The sequence below is a fragment of the Arsenicibacter sp. R0_47 genome, from assembly GCF_057652235.1.
Genome location: NZ_JBYFCJ010000013.1, coordinates 62,769 through 86,715 on the forward strand (window position 1 = coordinate 62,769; position 23,947 = coordinate 86,715).

Below are 23,947 nucleotides of genomic sequence, written 5' to 3' on the forward strand. Positions count from 1 at the left end.
ACAAACCCTTAACCAAAATCATGAAAAAATTTCAATCAACCCTGTTTTTAGCGCTGACGCTTTTGCTTTTAGGATATAGCGCCCACGCTCAGGACCCTAACTTCCACATTTACCTCTGCATCGGGCAGTCGAACATGGAAGGGCCTGCCCGCATTGAGCCGCAGGATACGACCGTGGACAACCGACTTCGGTTGCTGGCCGCCGTGGACTGTCCTGAACTGGGGCGTACAAAAGGCAACTGGTACACGGCCAAACCACCGCTTTGCCGCTGCAATACCCGCCTTTCGCCCGCCGATTATTTCGGTCGGACGTTGGTAGCGAATCTGCCGCAAAACGTCAAAGTAGGTTTTGTGCACGTGGCCGTGGCGGGGAGTAAGATTGAGATTTTTGATAAAAAAGACTATATAATGTACCTCGACACCTCGGCTAAAGAAAGGCCGTGGATGATTAATATGGCCAATCAATACGGCGGGAATCCGTACGAACGATTGGTAGAAATGGCGCGTTTGGCGCAAAAAGCGGGGGTAATCAAAGGCATTTTGCTGCATCAGGGTGAATCCAACACGGGCGATAAAGGCTGGCCGATGAAGGTCAAAAAAATCTACGACGATTTGTTGACCGACCTGAACTTACCCGCCAACTCATTGCCGTTGCTGGCGGGCGAGCTGGTCAATGCCGATCAGGGCGGCAAATGTGCCAGCATGAACCCCATCATCGCGACCTTGCCACAAGTGATTCCCCAAGCCATTGTGGTTTCGTCCAAAGGGCTGCCCGCTGTTCCCGATAAACTCCATTTCAGCAGCGAAGGCATCCGCATTTTTGGCAAGCGCTACGCGGCGGCCTTGTTGGCCTCGCAAGGCAAAAAAATCGACATCGACGAAAGCAGCATTGCACCACCCGCTCCCGTAAAAGTACAAGAGGGTTTGCTCCAAGGCAGCACCGAAAACGGGTTATCAGTTTATAAAGGCATTCCGTTTGCTGCCCCGCCCGTGGGTGCCCTTCGCTGGAAAGCCCCGCAATCCGCCGCCAAGTGGGAAGGCATTAAACAAGCGACCCAATTTGCCCCCGCCCCGTATCAGGGTGGCAATCCCCCTTCGGGCAAGAGCGAAGACTGTTTGTACTTGAACATCTGGTCGCCCGCCAAAACGGCCAATGAAAACCTGCCCGTGATGGTCTGGATTTACGGCGGCGGATTTAGCTTTGGGGCTACCTCCGAACCCGTAACGAACGGCGAAAAATTGGCAAAAAAAGGCGTAATCCTCGTCAGTATCGCCTATCGGGTCAATCAAATGGGCTTTTTAGCGCATCCCGAACTGAGTGCCGAAACACCTCAAAAAACGTCAGGCAACTATGGCTTGCTCGACATGATTGCGGGCTTACAATGGGTGCAGAAAAACATCAAAGCCTTTGGTGGCAATCCTGATAAAGTGACCATTTTCGGGGAATCGGCGGGAGGAATTGCCGTCAGTATGTTGTGTGCGTCGCCGTTGGCTAAAGGGCTTTTTCACGGCGCAATTTCGCAAAGCGGTGGCTCGTTTGGCCCCCACCGACTCACCACCTATCCGGGCGAAAACATGAAGCTGTTGGCGCTGGCCGAAAAACAGGGCCTTGAATTTATGCAGAAAGCAGGGGCTACGTCATTGGCCGAACTTCGCGCCTTACCCGCCGACAAGCTCCCATCAGGCTTTGGCAACCCCGGAGGCTGGCCTATTGTCGATGGCTACGTTATTCCCGACGACCAACATGTTTTATACCAAAAGGGTAAGTTTAACCATACGCCAGTATTGATTGGTTACAACTCCGACGAAGGCGCGAGTTTTATGCCGCCAAAAACGCCGAAAGACTACATCGAAAGCACCACCAAACGCTACGGGCCTTTTGCCGAAAAACTAATCAAAGCCTATCCCGTGGACGAAAACAGCGTTCCCAAAACGGCACGGGATTTGGCGCGTGACGCGGCTTTTGGCTGGCAAACGTGGGCGTGGGCAAACCTCCAGTCTCAAAAATCCAAGGACAAGGTTTATTACTATTATTTAGACCAGCACCCAGAGTACCCCGCAGGTTCGGCCAAATTTGGCTACGGCTCCCCCCATGCGCAGGACGTTGCTTTTGTGTTTGGTAACCTCAATCCCGCCGACCAGAACCGTACGCCAACGGACGAAGCATTGTCTGAAACCATTATGACCTACTGGACAAATTTTGCCAAAAACGGCAACCCGAATGGTGGAAATGTGCCGCAATGGGAGGCATTTTCGACCAAAAAACCTGCGGTCATGTATTTCCAACAAAAGGCGTTTATGGGGGCTGTTCCGAGCGAAGATGCCATGAAAGTACTCGATAAATATTTTGAATGGAGAAGAACGCCCGAAGGTAAAGAATGGGCTAAGTAGAACTAAACAAACAATCCTTAACCGATGAAAACCCAACCGATTTACTTGCTTTTGTTTGCCATCCTCACCGCGAGTATTGCCGTGGGGCAGCCCACGTCAAGACCCGTCATTGTTTCGCCCGAAGTCCATGCTGATAATTCGGTGACGTTTCGGTTTTATGCGCCTGCGGCCAAAGAAGTGAAGCTCAGTGCGCAGTTTGAAAAATCACCTTTGGCCATGACCAAGGATGACAAAGGGGTTTGGAGCGTTACTACTGCTCCCGTGAAGCCCGATATGTATCCCTATGCGTTCAATGTCGATGGGATTTCGGTGGCCGATCCCACCAATTCAGCGCTTTTTCCCAATGAAGGTTTTCAGAATAGTGTGGTTGAAATTACGGGAAACACACCGTTGGTACATACCCTGCAAAACGTCCCTCACGGCACGGTGTCGTACCGATATTACCAGTCGGCGGAGTTAGGAACGCGCCCTGTGGTGGTTTATACCCCTGCTGGGTACGAAGCAAACCCAAAGGCTTCTTATCCAGTGCTTTATTTATTGCACGGCACCACCGATACCGAGGAAACGTGGACAAAAGTAGGCCGCGCCAATGTCATTCTTGACAACCTGATTGCACAGGGCAAGGCCAAACCCATGATTATTGTGATGCCCTATGGACGGGCTTATCCTGTCATCAGCAAGTCGTCGGGCAGTTTGCGAAACTGGGACAATTTGCAGGAATTTAAAAAGGACTTTTTCGGCAATTTGATGCCGTTCATTGAGAAAAATTACCGCACCCTCAACGACAAAAACAACCGCGCCATCGCAGGATTTTCGGGCGGGGGAGGCACCACGCTGTACTTTGGCCTGAACAACACCGACCAATTTGCCTATGTCTGTGGGTTTGCCCCGGGTATGCTCAAAAATGAGTTTGACCGCAACAATGAGGTGTTTTTTAAGAATGCCGCACAGGCCAATAAGAACCTGAAATTATTTTGGATTGGCGTGGGCAAAGAAGATGGCTTATATGCCGTCAATCAGGAATATATGCAGCTACTTGACCAGAAGAAGATTAAGTACGAAAGCCTCATCACCGACGGCGGGCATACGTGGATGAATGTAAAACACTATCTGAGTGTCATTGCGCCTAAGCTTTTTAAATAGTAAACCAATACATCCTTAACCAATCAGTAAACCAATGAAAATCGTTACACTCTTCAAACAGCTCAGTCTGCTTTTGCTGATTCTCATTCCATTTTTAGGAAATGGGCAGCCCCCGCGCGGCCCGTTTGTGATTTCGCCCAAAGTCAATTCCGACAAAACCGTCACGTTTTCGTACTTAGCGCCAAACGCCAAAACGGTATTGTTGGGCGGGAGTCAGTTTGGCCAAACCGACGTGCCCTTGACCAAAAACGCGGAAGGTGTTTGGTCGGTCACCGTTGGCCCAGTTAAGCCCGATATTTACCCGTATAGTTTTAAAGTCGATGGCGTTACGGTGATGGATCCTGCCAATGTCGCCTTCTTCCCCAACGAGCGATTCAAGGCCAGTCTGGTCGAAATCCCGTCGGACGAACCTGCCATTTATGCGTTGAAAAACGTACCACACGGCTCCATTACCTACGAATATTATCCGTCGGTCGAAGGTTCAACGGGGACGGTTGTTGTCTATACACCAGCGGGTTATACCAAAGAAACCGCCAAAAAATACCCGGTCTATTACCTCATCAGCGGCACGACCGATACCGAAGAAACCTTCTGGAAAGTGGGGAAAGTGAACCTGATGCTCGACAACATGATTGCGGCGGGCACGGCTAAGCCTATGATTGTGGTGATGCCATACGGGAATCCGCTGGCGAAAATTGCCGAACAAACGGGCAAAGACAAACCTGCCGATGTGATGAGCCGCGACGGCGACGATGCCCTGCGCCGCATGAAGTTGTTTGAAACCGATCTTGTGTCCCACGTCATTCCGTACATCGAGAAAAACTACCGAACAATCAACAACCGCGACAACCGCGCCATTGGCGGCTTCTCGCGCGGGGGTGGACAAACGCTGCGCACGGCCTTCAACAACGTCGATAAGTTTGCCTACGTGTGCAGTTATGCGTCCTACATTGCGCCCGCCGAAATGGACAAAAGCTTTACCAACATTACCTCAAATCCTGTCAAAACTAACAAGGATTTTAAACTGCTTTGGTCGGGTATCGGAACCGATGATTTTCTGTACAAAGGCACGGTCGAGTTTGAAGACTACCTGAAAGCCAAGAAGATAAATTACAAAAGTTACGTCATCGACGGCGGCCACACGTGGATGAACGTGAAGAAGTACCTCAATGAGACGTTGCCTGTTTTGTTCAAATAAAGCCGCAATAACCATGAACAAAGCCGCATTTTTCTCCCTTTTTCTCGGGTTCGTTTCCATGAGCGCACTGGCCCAGCAGCGCCCGCCCGCCATCAGTTCGCCCAACGTCCATGCCGACAACAGCATCACGTTTACCTATTTTTCCAGAACGGCGCGTGAGGTAAAATTGTCGGGTGAATTTTTGAAAGAACCCGTTTTACTGACTAAAGACACCTCGGGTATCTGGCGGGTGACGGTGCCTCCCGTTACGCCCGATATTTACCCGTATAATTTTACCGTGGATGGGGTAGGCGTTGCTGACCCCAACAACACGCAGATTTTTGCCAATGAACGATTTAAGCGGAGCATCGTAGAAGTAAAAGGTGATAAACCGCTGGTTCACAGCCTCCAAAACGTCCCGCATGGTAAAGTGACGTACCATACGTATTCCTCAAAAACGCTGAATACAACCCGCCAATTGTTGGTTTACACCCCACCCAATTTTGACGTCAGCGGCAAGACAAAATATCCCGTATTGTACCTGATTCATGGCGGGTCGGATACCGAAGAAACGTGGACCAAAGTAGGCAGGGCCAACTTCATTGCCGATAACCTCATCGCGCAGGGCAAGGCCAAACCCATGATTATTGTGATGCCCTACGGCAATGTTCGCCCCGCTCCGATGGCCGATTTTACCAAAGACGTGGTGAACGACATCATTCCGTTTGTGCAGGCCAATTACCCCACCCAAACTGACAGCAAAGGCCGCGCCGTGGCTGGGTTTTCGGTAGGTGGCGGACAGACGCTGAACATTGGCTTTACCAACACCGATACGTTTGCCTACATCTGTTCGTACGCGCCCTACACCGCTACCGACGAGTTCAAAAAGAACTTCACCGACTGGACCCCCGATGCCGATAAAGTCAACAAACAACTCAAACTGTTCACCATCAGCGTAGGAACCGAGGATTTTCTTTACGAAAGTGTGAAACAAAACATCGCCATGTTTCAGGAAAAGAAAATCAAGGTCGAACCGCTCATTGTGTCGGGCGGGCATACGTGGATGAATTGTAAGTTATTCTTAGCCAACTCATTACAGCAAATTTTTAAATAAAAACAAACCCTTATGATGATGAAAAACCGCATTTTATCAACTTTTATGGCTTCGGCAATGTCTATCGGACTCTGTCAGGCCCAAGTCGCTGAGGACTTCAAACCGTCCAGCCTCAACCAGCCGGGTCAGGAATACCCGATGGTTAATTCTCAAGGTTACGCCCGCTTCAAAATCGTAGCGCCTGCCGCCGACAGCGTGCGGGTAAGTTTGGGACTGGGGGGCAAAGGCGGCACAAAACTCGCCAAAGCTGAAGACGGCACGTGGATGGGCACCACCGATGGTCCGATGGACGAAGGCTTTCACTACTACAACGTCAAAATTGACGGGGGGAAATTCAACGACCCAGGCACGCTCAATTATTACGGCTCGGTGCGCTGGGAAAGCGGCATTGAGATTCCTGCCAAAGATCAGGATTTTTATGCCCTCAAAAACGTACCGCACGGCCATGTGCAGCAAGTGCTTTTCCCGTCGCCAAGCACGGGCACTTCGCGTCGGGCGTTTGTCTATACACCCGCAGGCTATGAAAAAGGGAAAGACAAATACCCTGTGTTGTATTTGCAGCACGGCTGGGGCGAAGACGAAACGGCATGGATGAATCAGGGACGCGCCAATTTAATCATGGACAACCTGATTGCGGAAGGAAAAATCAAGCCGTTTATCATCGTCAATACTTACGGCATGACCAACGAGGTGAAGTTTGGGAAAATCCGTGAATTCAAGATTGAGCCTTTCCAGACGGTGTTAATCAACGAGTTGATTCCGTACATCGATGCCAATTTCCGTACGCTGGCCAACAAAGACAACCGCGCCATGGCGGGCTTGTCGATGGGGGGCATGGAAACCAAAATGATTACGCTCAATAATCCTGACGTGTTTGCGTACTACGGACTGCTCAGCGGTGGCGTTTATGCCCCGACCGACATCACCGACAAATCGAAAGTTAAGCTGATTTTCCTGAGTTGCGGTAGCAAAGAACGCCCCGACGGCGTCAAAAAAGCGACGGAAGAACTGAAAACGGCGGGCTTCAACGCGGTGTCGTATGTTTCAGAAGGCACTGCCCACGAGTTCCAGACGTGGCGTCGGAGTTTGTACCAATTGGCCCCGATGTTGTTCAAGAAATAACACCAAAAATCAGATGAGAAAAACGGTTCTGCTGTGTCTGCATGGTTTACTTGCCCTGACAGCTGCCTTTGCGCAGCAGCCACGCCGCACGCCCGAACAGGATAGTTTGATGGCACGGATGCAGCGAAAAACAGCGGCCGACCATCGGCAAATGCTGAACCAGCTAGGCATCCAATCGCTTCGTCAGGGGCCATCGGGAAACCCTTCGGCACCCAATGCCGCCAATCGGGATGAAGCGAAGGTGCCGCCCTATACATTACCCGATCCGTTGGTACTCAAAAACGGGAAAAAAGTAAAGTCGGCCAAAGACTGGGTGGCTACCAAGCGGCCTGAATTGGTGGAAGATTTTGAACGGGAAGTTTATGGTCGATTACCCGCTGTCATTCCGAACGTAAACTGGCAGGTGGTTTCGGTCAAAGACACGGTTGTTGGGAATCAGTCCATTAAAGAAAAAACGCTGCGGGGTGTGGTGGACAATTCGGCGTACCCATCCATCAGTGTCAACATGGAACTGGTACTCGCAACCCCTAAAACTGCGTCGGGTCCCGTGCCTGTGGTCATGGAATTTGGCTTTATCCGTTCACCGTTTGGAAATAATGCACCCGTTCAGCCCATTGGGTTAGGGTCGGCGGGCGAACCGACGTGGAAAGAACAACTGATTTCCCGAGGTTGGGGCTATGCCATCCTTGTGCCCTCCAGCATTCAGGCCGACAATGGCGCAGGGCTGACCGAAGGCATCATCGGCCTGTGCAACAAGGGGCAATTCCGAAAGCCTGACGATTGGGGTGCATTGCGGGCATGGGCGTGGGGTGCCAGCCGCGCCGTTGATTATTTTGAAACGGACAAGGACGTTGATACCAAGCGCATTGCCATCGAAGGGCTTTCGCGCTATGGAAAAGCCACCGCCGTTGCTATGGCCTTTGAGCCTCGTTTCTCGCTGGCTTTCATCGGGTCATCAGGGGCTGGCGGTGCCAAGATTCTACGCCGAATCTTTGGCGAGCAGGTCGAAAATCTGGCAGGTTCGGGCGAATACCATTGGTTTTGCGGTAATTTTTTGAAGTACGCAGGGCCGCTCACGCCGCAGGATATGCCCGTCGATGGTCATTCTCTGGTGGCGTTGTCGGCTCCCCGTCCCGTTTTTATCAGCTCTGGTTCGCCGCAGGTGGAAGGGCAGTGGGTGGATGCCAAAGGCATGTTTTTGGCGGGTGTCCATGCGGGACCTGTGTACAAACTATTTGGTAAAAAAGACCTTGGAACCTCCGAATTTCCCCGCATCGGCACTCCGCTGATTGACGGAGAAATAGCGTTTCGGCAACACGCAGGCGGACACAGTACGGGCCCCAACTGGAGCACGTGGATTGCGTGGGCCTGTCGGTATTGGGGTGATTGTAAGTATTTTGAATAATTAAACCCTTTCAGTATGAAGCATTTATTGTATTTTAGTTTTACACTTTTCGGCCTTGTGGGCGGTTTGAAAGCCCAACCTACCGACAAAGAAATGCCCAAAAGTTTTGATCAGGTCCGAACGGGCATTGCCACGGGTAAACTGGACACGGTGAAGTACGAATCCAAGACGGTTGGCAGTACCCGTAAAGCACTCATTTACACGCCACCCAATTTTAACAAAAAGACCAAATACCCCGTGTTGTACCTGCTGCACGGCATTGGTGGCGACGAAAAAGAATGGCTCAAAGGTGGGAATCCACAGGTGATTCTGGACAATTTGTACGCCGACGGCAAACTCGCGCCGATGATTGTGGTCATGCCCAACGGCCGCGCCATGAAAGACGACCGCGCCGTGGGAAATATCTTTGACAAAGACAAGGTGGAAGCCTTCGCGACCTTTGAAAAAGACCTGCTCAACGACCTGATTCCGTTTGTGGAGAAAAAATACCCGACGCTCACCGACCGCGAACACCGCGCCATTGCGGGCTTGTCGATGGGAGGTGGGCAATCGCTGAATTTTGGGTTGGGTAATCTGGACAAATTCGCTTGGGTGGGCGGGTTTTCTTCAGCGCCCAACACCAAAGTTCCGCAGGAGTTAGTACCCAATCCCGAAGACGCCAAGCAAAAGCTGAAGCTGCTCTGGATTTCGTGCGGTGATGCCGACGGACTCATCACGTTCAGCAAACGCACCCACGATTATTTATACCAAAACAGCGTACCGCACATCTATTACCTCGAAGCGGGCGGGCACGACTTTAAGGTGTGGAAAAACGGGTTGTTTATGTTCTCGCAATTCCTGTTCAAACCCGTCGATACAGCGTCGTTTCCTTCGTATTCGGTGCTGGGAACGCCTGCGGCAACCAACATCCGCAACGGCAAATACCCGCAGATTTTGCCTGATAATCGCGTAGTTTTCAAAGTTAAAGCTCCTCAGGTACAGAAGGTTCAGATAGACTTGGGTAAAAAATACGACATGGTGAAAGATACGGCAGGCTTTTGGAATGTGACAACCGATGTCATCAGCCGTGGCTTTCATTACTACTCGCTCATCATCGACGGGGTAGCGCTTGCTGACCCTGCCAGCGAATCGTTCTACGGCATGGGGCGCATGGCCAGCGGCATCGAAATCCCGTACGAAGGCAGCGGATTTTATACCCTTAAAGACGTCCCACACGGCGACATTCGTATCAAAAAATACTTCTCGAAAGCCTCCAACGCGTGGCGCGAAATGTACGTGTATGCGCCTCCGGGTTACGACAAATCTTCTGAAAAATACCCCGTGATGTACCTCCTCCACGGCGGTGGCGAAGACCAGCGCGGTTGGGCAACGCAGGGGCGTACGGACGTTATTCTGGACAACCTGATTGCCGAAAATAAAGCCAAACCAATGTTGATTGTGATGGTGGACGGGAATTTCTACGGCAACGGCGGCGGTGTGGCAGGTTTTGGGATGCAGCAGTTGAACCAGTTTGAAAACGAACTCAAAAACGCCGTCATCCCGTTTGTGGAAGCCAATTTCCGCACCCTGACCGACGCTAAAAACCGTGCGTTGGCGGGGCTTTCGATGGGTGGTCTGCAAACGCTTCACGCTGGCGTTCGTAACTCCGATATGTTCGGCTACCTTGGCGTGTTCAGTTCGAGCTGGTGGTCAAACAACACCAAACTCTCTGATCCTCAGTACGAATTTATGCAGGCCAATAAGGACAAAATCAACGCCAACATCAAACAATTCTGGATTTCGCAGGGAGGAAAAGAAGACATCGCCCACGCCAATTGCCAGATTATGATGAAGAAGTTCGACGACATGGGCATCAAGTACCAGTACAGCGAATACGCAGGCGGACATACGTGGCCCGTTTGGCGGCATGACCTGTTCGGATTTTCTCAGTTGTTGTTTAAATAAACGATGGTCTGGAATGTAGAGTAGGAGTTCCCTTCGGCTTCGCGCAGAAAACAACGTTTGATTGTTGGTATTTGTGTGAAGCCGAAGCCAGATAAGTAAAGTAGTTAGTCCGAAATCATGAACAGTGGGAGAATTTTGAAAATATAGTTACAGGTGAAAAACAACTTGTTGAAAAGAAACCAAATGATGAAAAGCATACAAAAATTATTCTCTCCACTTTTGGCATTGAGCATTCTGCTTAGTGGACAAACTTTTATACACCAAGCCATAGCGCAGCCCCCTGCTCCGCAAAGAGCACCGCTGCCCCCAATACCTATAAAAGGCGACACTACACATACATTAACAAGGCACTTTAAATTGGCTACCAACACTAAAATAGCTCCCTATGCCAATGGTTTTATTCATAGGTGGTTGGTGTTAGAACCAATCAAGAAAGACATAGCAAGAAATAATATTTTCACCGACAATTACTTACGCAGTGAGTTCAAAAACAATAACTTTTCGGAAGATTATTTAATGATACCAAAGGCTGGTGAAATGGTAAACGCTGGTAATCAGGCGCTCAACTGGTATGCTCTGGATAGTAAAACCTTTAATTTTAATTTGTTCAATTTTTCCTATGACATCAACAAACCGAAGTATGGCTTACTTTTTTGGTTGGTTACCGTCATTGAATGCTCAGAGGAGATACAGAATGTAAGGATGACTGCTGGATGTAATTCGGGAGGAATGTTTTGGCTCAATGGTCAAGAAGTACTGATGCTTTCAGGTGACAGAGATATGATAGTTGACAATGTAGCTTCACCCTTATTAACCTTAAAAAAAGGGAAAAATATTATTCGGGGAGCCGTAATTAACGGCCCGGGGATGGCTAATTTTTGCCTTCGTTTTATTGACGAAAAGGACCAACCTGTCAAAAATATCAGTATCAGCAAAGATTAAAATCTAATCAAAATATTAACACAGAAATGAAATGTAAACTAATTGTTTTTTTATCAGTACTACTTTCAACTACTGTATTAGCCCAAGTCGGCAAACCTTTCATCCATGACCCTTCAACGATTGTAGAATGTGACGGAAAACTCTACACCTTTGGAACAGGTGGCGGAGGGTTAATATCAGAAGATGGCTGGACGTGGTTTGGAGGCGGTGTCAGGCCAGGTGGCGGTGCTGCTCCCGATGCTATCAAAATTGGCAATCGTTATCTTGTGGTTTATGGAGCAACTGGTGGTAGCCCTTCGCACAAAGGTATTATCTATACAATGTGGAATAAGACACTTGATCCAAAATCGCCCGACTTTAAGTATTCTGAACCCGTAATAGTGGCTACCTCTGATGGTTACGAAGAAAACGATGCCATAGACCCTGGTATCATGTTAGACCCTACCACAGGCCGCCTCTGGTTAGCCTACGGTACCTATTATGGATTCACTCGCATTATTGAGCTAGATCCAAAAACAGGGAAACTCAAAGACGGAAATAAACCTGTAGATGTAGCCATAGTTTGTGAGGCTGCTGATTTGATATATCGCGATGGCTGGTATTATTTACTTGCTACCCACGGGAGCTGTTGCGATGGTGCAAACTCAACGTATAATGTTGTCGTAGGCCGTTCTAAAAAAGTAACCGGGCCGTACGTTGATAATGTAGGTAGAAGCATGATGGAAGGTGGTGGCAAAATGGTGGTGGCTACGCGTGGGCGACTCATAGGCCCAGGGCATTTTGGACGAATAATTCTTGAAAAAGGTGTTGAAAAAATGTCAATTCATTATGAGGCAGATTTAGATCAGGGCGGTCGCAGTGTATTGGGTATCCTTCCCATAGTATGGAAAGATGGCTGGCCGATCGCTGGTGAAAAATTTAAAGAGGGAACGTTTGAAATAGAATCGGTTAGAAGAGGATATGGTTTAGAACTCGCCGTAGATTTTAGCAGAATGGCTGTTGCCCAGCGAGGCTTTAGCCAGGCCAATACCGAGCCTATTAAACCAGTGCCTGCGCAGGAATTAGCTGATGTGATTAAAAATTGGTCAACAGGTAATATTAATGTACGCATAGGTGATTACATGCATCGCCCTCACCAAAAATGGACCATTACCGATGCGCCAGACTCTACTGGTTATTTAGGCGGTCCCTATTACAAAATTGTATTAGCAGGTACCGAACGAGCATTATCCGCAACCGCAGATGCTCAGGTAATAACTGTCCCCGTCTTTACAGGTAGTCCAGAACAATTATGGCGAATAGACCAGCTAACGGATGGTACCTATCGAATAATGCCCAAGGTAGTGCCAAATTCGGGCAAAAAACTGGCATTGGTATCATCAGGAGATAGCACACCGATGCTTGCCGAATTTGAGTTTGAAAGTGATAATTCTAAATGGAATTTCAGGGCGCATTAATTGTGCTCTGTAGAGCTGATAAGCAAATTTATAACCGTTTTTTCAATAAATGTTCCAACTCCCAAACCCCCAATTTTTCACAATGAAAACTCTATTTTTTTCTCTGATTTTATCAATCGCCAGCCTCGTAGCCATGGCGCAAAATCCCATTGACGGCAACTGGAAAGGCAGCCGCGAAACGCCAAACGGTACGTTTGAGGTTAACTATACCTTCAAAGTAGAAGGCGATAAATTGACTGGTACGTGGAAAACCCAGTTTGGCGAAGCCAAAATTGAAGAAGGTAAAGTAGAAGGCAAAAAAATTTCTTATTCCATCTCATTCAACGACCGCAAAATGAGCTACACAGGCGAGTTGGTTTCTGAAAAAGAGCTGGTTGTAAAAAGTGAGCGCGGTGAGATGAAGCTCGCCAAGCAGTAACAAACCGATACCCTTTATCCGGCCCATAAAAGGCCGGGTAAAGAGTACTTCATTCCTCCTTAACACAATACACCTATGAATACACAAAATTACGTCAAAGTTGTCAGTACGGCCATTTTGATGACAGGCGCGGTTTCTGGGTTTTGCCAGCAGATACCATCGCTAAAAGACACCTTCAAGAAAGACTTCGGGATCGGTACGGCCCTGAACAATAGTCAGATTGAAGAACGCGACCCTGCCATGACACAGTTTATTGTGCGCCAGTTTAACATGGCAACGCCCGAAAACGTCATGAAATCGGCCTTGATTCATCCGAAATGGGATACGTACGCTTTTGAGGTTCCCGATAAACTGATGGAGTTCGGCAAAAAGAACAATATCAAAATCAACGGTCACACGCTGGTTTGGCACAGTCAGTTGCCGTCGTTCATTCGTGGTATTCACAGCAAAGACTCCATTCAAACGTTTTTTAGCGACCACATCAAAACCGTGGCAGGTCGTTACAAAGACAATATCTTTTCGTGGGATGTGGTGAATGAAGCGTTGAACGAAGACGGAACCCTACGCAAAACTGTTTTCCTGGATTATCTGGGTGAAGGCTACATTGCCGAGGCTTTCCGCCTCACGCAGCAGGCCGCGCCGAATGTGGAATTGTACTACAACGATTACAACAACGAACAACCGGCCAAACGCGCGGGCTGTATCAACCTCATCAAAAAAGTGCAGGCCTCAGGCGCCCGCATTGACGGCGTCGGTATTCAGGGACACTGGCACGTGGGCAAAGTACCGTTCAAAGACATTGAAGAAAGTATTTTGCAATACGCCGCGCTAGGCCTGAAAGTGATGTTCACTGAGCTGGATATTGAGGTGCTGCCCCGCAACTTTCAGGGAGCCGATGTTAACCAGCGGATGGGCAATGACCCAAGTCTCAACCCGTATACTGCAGGCTTGCCTGATGATGTTCAAAAACAATTAGCCGCTGATTACGAAGCACTGTTTAAGTTGTTTTTGAAACATAAAGACAAAGTAACACGGGTTACGTTCTGGGGTGTTAACGACGGCAACAGCTGGCTTAACGGCTGGCCTGTGCGTGGACGTACTAATTACCCGCTGCTTTTTGACCGTAATAACCAGCCAAAACCTGCGTTTTACTCGGTCATCGGGCTGAAAAAGTAATGCGGAAAGATCCATCTTTTTTTGTTTGTCCGGTATGCTTAGATTTCTTTTTATAATCCTGATCTTCTTCGTTAACTCACTGGCTCGGGCGCAAATCAAGCTGCCCAAACTGATCAGTGACGGTATGGTGCTGCAACGCGATACACCGCTCAAAATCTGGGGATGGGCCAAACCAGGCGAAAAAGTCAGTGTTCGTTTCGTTAATAAAACGGCGAAAACAACGACCGATGCGCAGGGGAAATGGCAGGTCACGCTACCGGCCATGCCCGCGGGCGGACCGTTCAGCATGGAGATCTCCGGAACAACTCAACTGAAAATCAATGATATTCTGCTTGGCGATGTCTGGTTCTGCTCCGGCCAGAGTAATATGGTGCATCAGCTGAATATCCACGATGTGACGTATGCCAACGAAATCAGAGAAGCCAATTTTCCGCAGATCCGTCAGTTCTGGGTACCGACATTGACAAGTTTACAGGGACCTCAGCCGGACCTTCCGCAGGGGCAATGGAAGGCCGCCGTTGGTGAAGATGTGCGGCCGTTTTCGGCAGTTGCCTATTTCTTTGCAAAAACGATCCATCAAAAATACCATGTGCCGGTCGGGATCATTAATGCCAGCGTCGGCGGTACGCCGATAGAAGCATGGATCAGTGAGGAAGGCTTTAAAACCATGCCGGATATACAGGCGCTGATTGCTAAAAATAAGGATACGGCCTACGTCAATAGCCTCGCCCGCAAAGCAGCATCGGTTCCCCGACCGGCCTTATCTGCCGACGACGGTCTGGCGGGTAAATGGTTCGATCCTGACTATACCCCGAAAAACTGGCGGCCGATAAACATTCCCGGCTACTGGGAAGATCAGGGGATTAAAGACCTGAACGGGGTTGTCTGGTACCGCCGCGAAATAAACATTCCGGCGTCTATGACGGGGAAACCGGCCACGGTCTTTCTGGGCCGGATTGTCGATGCTGACGAGTTGTATATCAATGGAAAACAGGTGGGCCGCACTACGTACATGTATCCGCAACGGCGGTATAAACTCGCCGCCGATGTCCTGAAAGCCGGTAAAAACGTCTTTACCATCCGTGTAACCAACAATGCCGGAAAGGGTGGTTTTGTACCCGACAAACCCTATTGTGTGTTTGCCGGTGCCGATACCGTTGACCTGAAAGGTACCTGGCAGTATAAGGTTGGCGCCGTTTACCAGCCAATGCGCGGAGGTGGCTTCGGAGGACCGGTTGTCGCCCAGAACCAACCGGCGGCGTTGTATAACGCGATGGTTGCTCATGCAGCTGACTATGCCATTAAAGGCGTATGCTGGTACCAGGGAGAAACCAATGCCGGCAAGCCTAAAGAGTATGAAACGCTGTTACCGGCCCTCATCAGTGACTGGCGTACCCGGCTGAAAAAACCGGACCTGCCATTTCTCTATGTTCAGCTGCCAGGCTTCATGGACTACAATTACCTGCCGTCGGAAAGTAGCTGGGCCATGCTACGGGAGGCACAGTTGAAAGCCTTGAGTATACCGAATACTGCCATGACCGTTGCCATTGACCTGGGCGAATGGAATGACATTCATCCTGACAACAAGAAAGATGTCGGCGAACGAATGGCTTTGGGTGCCCTCAAACTTGCCTACAAGGAGGACATCGTCTATTCCGGACCGGTATACCAGTCCGCAACGGTTGACGGCGACAAAATCATTGTTAGTTTTTCTCATACCGGCAGCGGTCTGATCACCAAAGACGGCGAAGCTCCCGCAGACTTTGCGATTGCCGGCAGCGATAAAAAATTTGTCCGGGCAAAGGCGCGGATCGAAAATAGCAAAGTCGTTGTCTGGAGCAATGACGTACCCTCACCTAAATACGTCCGGTATGCCTGGGCTGATAATCCGGTAAACCCTAATCTGTACAATCAGGAAGGGCTGCCGGCCTCCCCATTCCGGACCGATGATTTCTGAACGTTTTCGTCTTGACAGCTGATAGAACGGAGCATTTTCGTAATGCTCCGTTTACACATCCTATCTCACAACTTTCGCTGAAGTATTACTTTAGCGATATTTTTTTGTAAAGTATTCGGCTTCCTTATTGACATTTTCTGTTTTATGTGTCAATTTTACACCATTAAATTAAGTGTCAAACAAACGCTTATTTTAACTACATAACTGTCAGCATTTTACAATTAAAAATAACGTACTCATTGACCATTGACTCATGAAATTTTTCATTGATACTGCCAATCTGAAAGAGATTAAAGAAGCCGCTGACCTCGGTGTGCTGGACGGTGTGACAACTAACCCGTCGCTGATGGCCAAAGAGGGTATCTCCGGACAGGAAAACGTTATTAATCACTACAAAGCTATATGCGAACTGGTGGATGGTCCCATCTCGGCCGAAGTGATTGCCACCACCTATACTGAAATGATTGCCGAAGGCGAAGCGCTGGCGGCGCTGCACCCGAATATTGTCGTAAAGGTGCCGATGATTAAAGACGGGGTGAAAGCCATCAAGTATTTTACGGATAAAGGCATCCGCACAAACTGTACGCTGATCTTCTCGGCCGGACAGGCATTGCTGGCTGCCAAGGCCGGTGCAACCTACGTCTCGCCGTTTGTCGGCCGCCTCGACGATATTTCAACCGACGGGCTTGAGCTGATTGCCCAAATCCGCCTGATTTACGACAATTACGGCTACGAAACACAGATTCTGGCGGCGTCGGTGCGTCACCCGATGCACATCATCAAATGCGCTGAAATTGGCTCTGACGTTATGACCGGTCCGTTGAGCGCCATCGCTGCCCTGCATAATCACCCGTTGACAGACATCGGATTAGCTAAATTCCTGAGTGACCACAAAAAAGCAAACGCATGAATACAACAGAACTAAAAGACGTTGCTTCGCAGGTCCGGCGTGACATCCTGCGGATGGTGCATGGCGTAGCATCCGGTCACCCGGGTGGTTCACTGGGCTGCACCGATCTGCTGGTCAGCCTGTATTTCAAGCTGATGCATCTGAAAAAAGATGAGCAGCAGCAGGTTGCTTTCGACATGGCCGGCTCGGAAGAGGACATGTTTTTTCTGTCCAACGGCCATATCTCACCGGTGCTGTATTCGGTACTGGCCCGGCGCGGGTACTTTCCGGTCAGTGAACTGGGAACCTTCCGCAAAATTAACTCCCGCCTGCAGGGTCACCCGGCCACGGCAGAACACTTGCCGGGTATCCGCGTGGCATCCGGTTCACTCGGTCAGGGGCTTTCTGTAGCGGCCGGTGCGGCTTATGCCAAAAAAATCAAAGGCGATACCAATCTGGTATACTGCCTGATGGGCGACGGTGAGCAGCAGGAAGGTCAGGTCTGGGAAGCCGCTGCGTTTATCCCCCACCATAAACTCGATAACCTCATTGCCATCGTTGACTTTAACGGGCAGCAGATTGACGGCCCCACCGAGGTAGTCCTGAACAACCGGGATCTGGGGGCAAAATACGAAGCGTTTGGCTGGCTGGTGCTCCACATGGACGGCAACGATATCGATGCCATTATTGCTACGTTTAACGAAGCCTGGCAGCTGAGCGGCAATGGCTCGCCGGTTTGTATCATCATGAAAACCGAAATGGGTCAGGGTGTTGATTTTATGATGCATACCCACAAGTGGCACGGGGCAGCCCCGAACGACGCCCAGCTTGCGAATGCGCTGAGCCAGCTCACTGAAACCCTTGGCGATTACTAACCGAAGCCGTTCATGAAAACGTATACGTATACCGAAAAAAAAGACACCCGTTCCGGTTTCGGAGCCGGTATGGCTGAACTGGGCCGCAGTAATCCAAACGTAGTGGCGCTTTGTGCTGACCTGGTTGCTTCCCTCAAACTGGATACCTTCATCAAGGAAAATCCGGGCCGCTTTATTCAATGCGGCATTGCGGAAGCGAATATGATTGGTGTATCAGCCGGGCTGACGCTGAACGGCCTGATCCCGTTTGCTACGACGTTTGCCAACTTCGGGTCGAGCCGGGTGTTCGATCAGATTCGACAGGCAGTAGCCTACTCAAATAAAAACGTTAAAATCTGCGTTTCCCACGCCGGTCTGACCCTCGGCGAGGACGGGGCAACGCATCAGGTACTGGAAGACATTGCCATGATGAAGGCGCTGCCCAACATGACGGTCATCAATCCGTGCGATTTTAACCAGACAAAAGCCGCCACGATCGCGATTGCGGACTATGAAGGTCCCGTTTACCTGCGTTTCGGACGGCCGGTTATTCCGAATTTCACTCCTGCCGATCAGGTTTTTGAAATCGGAAAAGCCCTTATGCTCAATGAAGGGACCGACGTTACCATCATTGCAACGGGTCACCTGGTCTGGCACGCCATCGAAGCCGGGCATATTCTTGCCGAAAAAGGGATTAACGCCGAAGTCATTAATATCCACACCATTAAACCACTTGATCAGACAGCCATTCTGGAATCTGTCCGGAAAACACGCTGCGTTGTGACCGCCGAAGAACACCAGATGAACGGGGGTCTTGGCGACAGCGTGGCCCAGTTGTTAGCGCTGAACTACCCGGCGCCGCTCGACATGGTCGCCGTAAATGACTCTTTCGGCGAAAGCGGTACTCCCGATCAGCTGATGGAAAAGTATGGATTGACGACCGACGCTATTGTCGCAAAAGCACTCAAGGTGATAGAGCGGAAGAGTGGTTTGTAGTTAACCAACCACATTCGCAAAATTATTAAGGTAAACAAAAAAGCCTCTGCCTCAACCGGGCAGGGGCTTATTATTTATCTCACCAGCGGGATACCCGCTAACCAATTTATTTATGCTAATTGTTAGACGCAGGAATCAACAAATTGTAACAAATTAAGCATTTCTCAACTCAAAATATCGTTAGTAAACTATGAATTCAATTCATGTAGTTTGATTATTACTCCCACCTTACAAGTACAATTCCGTTTTTTTCGAAAAATACCTCACGCCGTCCGGTCGCCGGAAGCACCGACCGCTTTGTCAGTACCAGGTCGCCGGGTTGCGGTTGCCGGCGTTCGACAAACTGACGGTGATAAAAAATAAACGACGGCCAGTAATGCCCCCACATCACTACCGGCTGCCCGTATTTGGCTGCGATGGCTGCTGCATCTTTAACCGGCGATTGTAGCAGCTGCCCGAGCCTTGGCATCCATAACACATTTACAATCAACAACATCGACAAGCCAACACCGGCCAACTTCAGCTGTGCGGCCAGAGCAGAGCGGTTACTGACGAAAAACAGGATCAGTACCAGCACCATCATCAGGTAATAATCATACCCGAAATAACTACCGGCAGCCCGCATGATGTCGACGGCAAACGGATCTTTCGTCACAGCAATCAGCACCGGCAGTAAGAACAACGGTACCACGACGAGGATAGTCCACAACACCATAAATGGCCATTGGGTCTGCTCCGGCTTCTGCTGCCAGGCAAATGCCATCAGAACGATTATGGGTGAGTAGCCGTAGATGGCATAGTGCGGCAGTTTCGTACCCGACAAGGAGAAGAACGCCACAACGAAAAAGAACCAGGTCAGCAGAAAAAAACCGGTCTGTGTCTGACCGTAGAACCGGATCCGGCTAATCACGCGGATCAGTAGCGGGGTAAACGGCATTAATCCGATCAGACACACAGGAATGTAATAAAACAGCCCTCCGGCATGCCCCTCAAAGGATGTATTGAACCGGTCAATGTTATGATGCAGGAAAAATCCATCCAGAAATAACGGCCCCTGGGCCTGATATTCAAGCCAGTACCACGGAAGGGCTATACCTGCAAACAGGAGTATGTCCGGTGTCAGCAACAGGCGCGGAATCAGCTGCCACTTCCGCCAGACGGCTGCATAAATCAGCCCGACGGCCCCGGGAATCAGCAACGCGACCGGCCCCTTGGTCAGGAAACCGAGTGCGGTCGCGACCCAGAATGCGGTCACAAATTTCCGTTTTCCCGTCGAGATGACGCCGTGCAGACTAAACATAGCCGTTGCCAGCCAGAGATTCAGCAGGGCATCCGCCGTCGCCGCTTTACCGATGATGGTAATTTGTAAGGAGCAGGCAGCAATGACAAGTGCCGCCTGTGCCACTTTCCGGCCAAACTCCCGTTGCGCAAAGGCATAGATGGCCCACATCCAGGCGATGGCAGCCAGCCCCGAAGGCAGGCGCATGGCAAACTCATTGATGCCGAACACCGACGCACTCAATGCCTGAAACCAATACGTCAGTATGGGCTTATCGAACCGCAATACGCCGTTTACCCGTGTCGTAATGTAGTCGCCGGAAGCCAGCAATTCTCGGGTGGCTTCGGAAAACGCGCCTTCGTCTTCATCAAACAACGGCGAACTGCCCAACCCCCACAAAAAACTGAACAGGACCAGCGCCCATGGCAACCACTTCATCCATGTCGCTCCCTGAAGCTGTGTAGCTTGCGGATGCTCTTTAACAAATGTTTCCATGAATTCAGGCCGCCAGCGACAGTTTCCGGTTAACATCATCGCCGGACCCGCGCCCTTTCTGCCACGCTATCTGCTGCCGTAAACCTGCTTCCAATGATGTTTGCGGGACATAATCCAGCAACCGCCGCGCTTCGCTGATGTCAGCACAGGTCGAAAATACATCGCCCGCCGGAATCGGCTCCGTCCTGATTTTAGCCGACCGGCTCATACACTGTTCAATGGTAATAATGAGTTCGCTGAGCTGCACCGTGGCAGAGTTGCCCAGATTAATGATCCGGAAGCCGGACAACCGGTGCAGCGAAGCAGCAATGCCCTGCACAATATCCCCGACAAAGGTGTAGTCGCGTGCCGTAATCCCGTTGCCATACATCGTTACCGACTCACCGTGCAGGATCTGCTCAATGAATTTGTGGATCGCCATTTCCGGTCGCTGCCGTGGTCCGTAAACGGTAAAAAACCGCAAGCAACTGACAGCAAAGCCATGAAGCTCGCTATAGGTTCTGCACAACAGCTCGCCGGCCCGCTTCGAGGCGGCATACGGCGATTGCGGCACATCGATCACGGCATCTTCCCGGAACGGACTGGTCACCGTATTGCCGTATACCGACGAGGATGACGCAAAAACCAGCTTATGCACCTGATGACGGGCCATCACCTTCAGCAGGACGGCGGTACCCGTCAGGTTTACATCCATGTATACCTCAGGTTCGAGCAACGAAGGCCGGACACCGGCTTTGGCGGCTAAATGTACCACGGCATCAATCGTTCCGCCGGCAAAAACGGCCTCCAGCTCCGCTTCATGGCGGATGTCGCCTTCGACCACGCGGAAGGTATCGTATAGCTGAGCAATCAGCAGATTTTCCCGTTTCAGGGATGGCGTATAATAGGAATCAAAATTATCAAACACAATGACCTGATGACCGTCGGCCAATAGGCGTTCGGTCAGGTGCGAGCCGATAAAGCCTGCACCTCCGGTTATAAGAATTTTCATACTTGAGTGGTTAAAAAAACTCAGGCGGTCTGCGGGTCTGAGACCAGTTGCGTAACCGGTGGTTTCCAGACGAAATACAAACCGGAGAGGGATGTAAAAACCTGAATTAAATAAAACAGCACACTGATGGCCACGGCCTGCGAAGGTGGCACATGGACCCAACCGGCACCCCACAGAAAGGTCAGTTCGCGGGCACCGATGCCACCGATCGTAAACGGCAGGACGGCGACGATGGACGAAATCAGAAACACAACCAGAAACGCCATCGAAAAATCAGGCACCCCTAAGGCGCGGGCAATCAGCCACACACTGGTACACTGAAAGGCCTGTACCAGTCCCGACATCGCCAGTGTACCGCTCCAGACCGGGCTGAAAACCGGCCAGAACCGGCCAACCAGCCAGTAACTTAGACCGACGCCGGCAACACCACACAGCACCAGCACCGGAGCTGACCACGGGACGATACCGGCCAGCCAAACGGCCAACCCAACGGTAAGAAACGCACCGATAGGCACCACACCATTGACCCGGTCAATGAATACCGCTTTCAGAAGCTCCTTTGCCGGAAAGTCCGACTGACGGTTCCACATGAGTACTTTATAGCCGTCGCCTCCGATGCCGCCGGGTAAAATCTGGTTGTACAGCATGCCGAGGCTATACCATTTGAGTTGCTGGCTAAACCGGATGGAGAACCCGATTATGTCCAGAAAGCGCTGCAACCGGATGGCCGATATAAATTTGGCCACTGCAAATACAACAGCAGCCAATACAAGATCAGTCCCCCATGCCTGTTGCAGCAAACCCGTCAGCAACTTAACGTCGATACTGGTCCACAGAATGAAACAGGCCGCCAGCGTCCCGAGCGTTTTCAGGGTTGTTTTTACCCACGGCCGGGCGAGCCGCCGGTTCCATTCAGACCAGCTCTGCGGCCGGCGCATATTCTTTCCTGACGGCATACGGTTTCCGGTTCTGCGACTCATAGTAGGTGCGGAGCTGCATCTCAGCCAGCAACCCTAAAGAGATTAACTGTAGGCCGGCCAAGATAAGAATAGCCCCCGCAATCACCAAAGGTTTTCCGCCAATTGCGATGCCTGCCAGTTTCTGAACCAGTAAAAAGCCTTCGATACCGCCGCCGAGCAGAAGCGACAGTATACCCCATCCACCAAACAACTGCATCGGGCGTGTATGGTAATGCCGCAGAAACCAGACGAGCAGTAAGTCACTCATTACCCGCAATGTACGGTTGATACCGTATTTCGATTTGCCGGCCATACGGGCATGATGGCGTACCGGTACCGACCGGATGCTGGCGCCTTCCAGTTTCGCGAGTATGGGAATGAACCGATGCATCTCGCCGTAAATACCCAGACTTTTTGCCAGATCCCGTTCAAAGACCTTGAGCGTACAGCCGAAATCCGGATGGTTTACGCCCGACACGCGCCGGATCAGCCGGTTCGCGATTTTACTTGGCAGTTTACGGAGCAACCAGCCATCCTGCCGTTTCTGCCGGATACCGGCCACCAGATCAATCCCTTCATCCCGCGCGACACTCACCATAAACGGAATATCGGCCGGATCATTCTGCCCGTCCCCATCCATGGTTGCAATGTATTTTCCCCTCGCGGCTTCGATACCGGCAGCCAGCGCGGCACTTTGCCCGTAATTGCGTTTCAGCTGAATAATCCGCAGATTGGGCGACCGGAGCTGCCGAAGTCTACGCAGGGTAGCATCCGTTGAGCCATCATCCACAAAAACGACTTCATAATCCCAGCCATGCAGCGCCTCGTCAATCCGTTTCATAAGCGGCTGCACGTTCTCTTCCTCATTATATACACACACTACCACCGAAATATCCGGTTCGGTGTGGTCAACATACGCTGATTCTTCCATTCCAGTACTGATTAATGAGGCAAAACCTGACCAGGAATTCCCCGGCCAGGTTCAGCCCTGATTCAATGTGTCGCTACCGCCGCATGCGCTTCCAGGTAACTGACAACCTGACCCAGCGTTTTTAACTGATCATGATCACTGTCCGGAATCAGCATATCAAACTCCTGTTCGAGCTGCATGATCATGTCCATGCGTTCCAGACTGTCCAGACCCAGATCACGCTCAAAATGAGCAGTATCGGTCAGGGAGCTTTTGGCAATACCAAAGTTGGTTGTAAGTAGTTGAATCAACTGCGTTTTCATTGTTTA

General features: G+C 50.5%; 20 protein-coding genes. 15 read left to right on the forward strand and 5 right to left on the reverse strand.

Annotated features, from left to right (window positions below):
• Positions 1 to 20 precede the first annotated feature (20 nt).
• From AC23NW_RS20245 to AC23NW_RS20315, 15 genes are all read left to right on the forward strand, one after another.
• The gene (locus AC23NW_RS20245; RefSeq protein ID WP_487451616.1) at positions 21 to 2,390 is read left to right on the forward strand and encodes a carboxylesterase family protein; all 2,370 of its coding nucleotides are present in this window, start codon (positions 21 to 23) and stop codon (positions 2,388 to 2,390) included.
• A gap of 24 nt (positions 2,391 to 2,414) precedes the next feature.
• Positions 2,415 to 3,533 (forward strand): esterase, encoded by a 1,119-nt coding sequence (locus AC23NW_RS20250; protein WP_487451618.1) that lies wholly within the window; start codon positions 2,415 to 2,417, stop codon positions 3,531 to 3,533.
• Between the two features lie 34 nt (positions 3,534 to 3,567).
• On the forward strand, positions 3,568 to 4,731 hold the full coding sequence (locus tag AC23NW_RS20255) for an alpha/beta hydrolase-fold protein (RefSeq protein WP_487451619.1): 1,164 nt from the start codon (positions 3,568 to 3,570) through the stop codon (positions 4,729 to 4,731).
• Between the two features lie 13 nt (positions 4,732 to 4,744).
• The gene (locus tag AC23NW_RS20260) at positions 4,745 to 5,824 is read left to right on the forward strand and encodes an alpha/beta hydrolase-fold protein (RefSeq protein ID WP_487451620.1); all 1,080 of its coding nucleotides are present in this window, start codon (positions 4,745 to 4,747) and stop codon (positions 5,822 to 5,824) included.
• A 57-nt stretch (positions 5,825 to 5,881) separates the two neighbouring features.
• A complete protein-coding gene (locus AC23NW_RS20265; protein WP_487451621.1) occupies positions 5,882 to 6,946 on the forward strand; it encodes an alpha/beta hydrolase-fold protein in 1,065 nt (354 codons plus the stop codon).
• 13 nt (positions 6,947 to 6,959) lie between these two features.
• Positions 6,960 to 8,351: a glucuronyl esterase domain-containing protein gene (locus AC23NW_RS20270; protein ID WP_487451622.1), complete on the forward strand. Its 1,392-nt coding sequence runs from the start codon at positions 6,960 to 6,962 to the stop codon at positions 8,349 to 8,351.
• 15 nt (positions 8,352 to 8,366) lie between these two features.
• Positions 8,367 to 10,295: an alpha/beta hydrolase-fold protein gene (locus AC23NW_RS20275; protein ID WP_487451623.1), complete on the forward strand. Its 1,929-nt coding sequence runs from the start codon at positions 8,367 to 8,369 to the stop codon at positions 10,293 to 10,295.
• Positions 10,296 to 10,478: 183 nt separating this feature from the next.
• Positions 10,479 to 11,237: an acetylxylan esterase gene (locus AC23NW_RS20280; RefSeq protein WP_487451624.1), complete on the forward strand. Its 759-nt coding sequence runs from the start codon at positions 10,479 to 10,481 to the stop codon at positions 11,235 to 11,237.
• A 26-nt stretch (positions 11,238 to 11,263) separates the two neighbouring features.
• Entirely contained in the window at positions 11,264 to 12,694 is a 1,431-nt protein-coding gene (locus AC23NW_RS20285; RefSeq protein ID WP_487451625.1) for a family 43 glycosylhydrolase, read from the forward strand.
• 82 nt (positions 12,695 to 12,776) lie between these two features.
• Positions 12,777 to 13,112: a hypothetical protein gene (locus tag AC23NW_RS20290; protein ID WP_487451627.1), complete on the forward strand. Its 336-nt coding sequence runs from the start codon at positions 12,777 to 12,779 to the stop codon at positions 13,110 to 13,112.
• 120 nt (positions 13,113 to 13,232) lie between these two features.
• Positions 13,233 to 14,288 (forward strand): endo-1,4-beta-xylanase, encoded by a 1,056-nt coding sequence (locus AC23NW_RS20295; protein WP_487451741.1) that lies wholly within the window; start codon positions 13,233 to 13,235, stop codon positions 14,286 to 14,288.
• Between the two features lie 34 nt (positions 14,289 to 14,322).
• Positions 14,323 to 16,245 (forward strand): sialate O-acetylesterase, encoded by a 1,923-nt coding sequence (locus AC23NW_RS20300; RefSeq protein ID WP_487451628.1) that lies wholly within the window; start codon positions 14,323 to 14,325, stop codon positions 16,243 to 16,245.
• Between the two features lie 253 nt (positions 16,246 to 16,498).
• Positions 16,499 to 17,155, forward strand: coding sequence for a fructose-6-phosphate aldolase (gene fsa, locus AC23NW_RS20305; RefSeq protein WP_487451629.1), 657 nt, complete (start codon positions 16,499 to 16,501; stop codon positions 17,153 to 17,155).
• The gene (locus AC23NW_RS20310) at positions 17,152 to 18,009 is read left to right on the forward strand and encodes a transketolase (protein WP_487451630.1); all 858 of its coding nucleotides are present in this window, start codon (positions 17,152 to 17,154) and stop codon (positions 18,007 to 18,009) included. The genes fsa and AC23NW_RS20310 overlap by 4 nt, the downstream gene beginning before the upstream one ends.
• 12 nt (positions 18,010 to 18,021) lie before the next feature.
• On the forward strand, positions 18,022 to 18,984 hold the full coding sequence (locus tag AC23NW_RS20315; RefSeq protein ID WP_487451631.1) for a transketolase family protein: 963 nt from the start codon (positions 18,022 to 18,024) through the stop codon (positions 18,982 to 18,984).
• Positions 18,985 to 19,201: 217 nt separating this feature from the next.
• Here AC23NW_RS20315 and AC23NW_RS20320 read toward each other — a convergent pair whose 3' ends face one another.
• The 5 genes from AC23NW_RS20320 to AC23NW_RS20340 form a co-directional block, all read right to left on the reverse strand.
• Positions 19,202 to 20,758: an ArnT family glycosyltransferase gene (locus tag AC23NW_RS20320; RefSeq protein ID WP_487451633.1), complete on the reverse strand. Its 1,557-nt coding sequence runs from the start codon at positions 20,756 to 20,758 to the stop codon at positions 19,202 to 19,204.
• A gap of 4 nt (positions 20,759 to 20,762) precedes the next feature.
• On the reverse strand, positions 20,763 to 21,749 hold the full coding sequence (locus tag AC23NW_RS20325) for an SDR family NAD(P)-dependent oxidoreductase (protein ID WP_487451634.1): 987 nt from the start codon (positions 21,747 to 21,749) through the stop codon (positions 20,763 to 20,765).
• A 20-nt stretch (positions 21,750 to 21,769) separates the two neighbouring features.
• Entirely contained in the window at positions 21,770 to 22,729 is a 960-nt protein-coding gene (locus AC23NW_RS20330; RefSeq protein WP_487451635.1) for a lysylphosphatidylglycerol synthase transmembrane domain-containing protein, read from the reverse strand.
• On the reverse strand, positions 22,662 to 23,639 hold the full coding sequence (locus AC23NW_RS20335) for a glycosyltransferase family 2 protein (protein ID WP_487451636.1): 978 nt from the start codon (positions 23,637 to 23,639) through the stop codon (positions 22,662 to 22,664). Before AC23NW_RS20335 ends, AC23NW_RS20330 begins: the two co-directional genes overlap by 68 nt.
• A gap of 62 nt (positions 23,640 to 23,701) precedes the next feature.
• The gene (locus AC23NW_RS20340) at positions 23,702 to 23,941 is read right to left on the reverse strand and encodes an acyl carrier protein (protein WP_293842347.1); all 240 of its coding nucleotides are present in this window, start codon (positions 23,939 to 23,941) and stop codon (positions 23,702 to 23,704) included.
• Between the last annotated feature and the right edge of the window lie 6 nt (positions 23,942 to 23,947).

Coding starts and splice junctions, on each gene's coding strand:
- AC23NW_RS20295 (WP_487451741.1), top strand. CDS start 13,233: ATGACAGGCGCGGTTTCTGGGTTTTGCCAGCAGATACCATCGCTAAAA.
- AC23NW_RS20325 (WP_487451634.1), bottom strand. CDS start 21,749: ATGAAAATTCTTATAACCGGAGGTGCAGGCTTTATCGGCTCGCACCTG.
- AC23NW_RS20340 (WP_293842347.1), bottom strand. CDS start 23,941: ATGAAAACGCAGTTGATTCAACTACTTACAACCAACTTTGGTATTGCC.
- AC23NW_RS20335 (WP_487451636.1), bottom strand. CDS start 23,639: ATGGAAGAATCAGCGTATGTTGACCACACCGAACCGGATATTTCGGTG.
- AC23NW_RS20250 (WP_487451618.1), top strand. CDS start 2,415: ATGAAAACCCAACCGATTTACTTGCTTTTGTTTGCCATCCTCACCGCG.
- AC23NW_RS20280 (WP_487451624.1), top strand. CDS start 10,479: ATGATGAAAAGCATACAAAAATTATTCTCTCCACTTTTGGCATTGAGC.
- AC23NW_RS20300 (WP_487451628.1), top strand. CDS start 14,323: ATGCTTAGATTTCTTTTTATAATCCTGATCTTCTTCGTTAACTCACTG.
- AC23NW_RS20290 (WP_487451627.1), top strand. CDS start 12,777: ATGAAAACTCTATTTTTTTCTCTGATTTTATCAATCGCCAGCCTCGTA.
- AC23NW_RS20320 (WP_487451633.1), bottom strand. CDS start 20,758: ATGGAAACATTTGTTAAAGAGCATCCGCAAGCTACACAGCTTCAGGGA.
- AC23NW_RS20315 (WP_487451631.1), top strand. CDS start 18,022: ATGAAAACGTATACGTATACCGAAAAAAAAGACACCCGTTCCGGTTTC.
- AC23NW_RS20265 (WP_487451621.1), top strand. CDS start 5,882: ATGTCTATCGGACTCTGTCAGGCCCAAGTCGCTGAGGACTTCAAACCG.
- AC23NW_RS20310 (WP_487451630.1), top strand. CDS start 17,152: ATGAATACAACAGAACTAAAAGACGTTGCTTCGCAGGTCCGGCGTGAC.
- AC23NW_RS20330 (WP_487451635.1), bottom strand. CDS start 22,729: ATGAGTCGCAGAACCGGAAACCGTATGCCGTCAGGAAAGAATATGCGC.
- AC23NW_RS20245 (WP_487451616.1), top strand. CDS start 21: ATGAAAAAATTTCAATCAACCCTGTTTTTAGCGCTGACGCTTTTGCTT.
- fsa (WP_487451629.1), top strand. CDS start 16,499: ATGAAATTTTTCATTGATACTGCCAATCTGAAAGAGATTAAAGAAGCC.
- AC23NW_RS20270 (WP_487451622.1), top strand. CDS start 6,960: ATGAGAAAAACGGTTCTGCTGTGTCTGCATGGTTTACTTGCCCTGACA.
- AC23NW_RS20285 (WP_487451625.1), top strand. CDS start 11,264: ATGAAATGTAAACTAATTGTTTTTTTATCAGTACTACTTTCAACTACT.
- AC23NW_RS20260 (WP_487451620.1), top strand. CDS start 4,745: ATGAACAAAGCCGCATTTTTCTCCCTTTTTCTCGGGTTCGTTTCCATG.
- AC23NW_RS20275 (WP_487451623.1), top strand. CDS start 8,367: ATGAAGCATTTATTGTATTTTAGTTTTACACTTTTCGGCCTTGTGGGC.
- AC23NW_RS20255 (WP_487451619.1), top strand. CDS start 3,568: ATGAAAATCGTTACACTCTTCAAACAGCTCAGTCTGCTTTTGCTGATT.